General features: G+C 74.4%; 1 pseudogene. It reads right to left on the bottom strand.

Going from position 1 to position 375, the window contains the following annotated elements:
• A pseudogene (locus VR44_RS17630) lies at nucleotides 1-276 on the bottom strand (hypothetical protein); the annotation flags it as partial.
• Between the last annotated feature and the right edge of the window lie 99 nt (nucleotides 277-375).

Raw genomic sequence — 375 nt, 5'->3', positions numbered from 1 at the left:
CCGCGTCCCCGCATCGGTGACGTCCACCAGCTGCCGCCAGAACGCCTCCACCAACTGCTCACGCCCCTGCCGAGCGGCGACCGCGAGATTGCGCATCCCCCGGGAGTTGTCCAAGGTCCCCTGGAGCGCACCCGGCAGGACCGCCCCACCGTCCGGATCCGCCTCGGCCAACACCACCCGATGCCCCGCGGGCATCGGCCACGTCATCAACAACGCCAAAGCCGCCGTGGTCACCCCCGGCGCCCCCAGCCCGCCCGCCAGCGCCACCACCGCCATCAGGAACCCCCCTCCTGCGCGGCCACGATCAACGCCACCGCACCCGTCGCCACCCGCGACGCCAGCACCGGCCCGTCAGCGGCGGGCACCGCCACATCC

This window comes from Streptomyces katrae (genome assembly GCF_000966975.1).
GTDB lineage: Bacteria > Actinomycetota > Actinomycetes > Streptomycetales > Streptomycetaceae > Streptomyces > Streptomyces katrae.
Note: the sequence above shows the minus strand (reverse complement) of the source record. Positions and strands in the feature narration are given on the sequence as shown.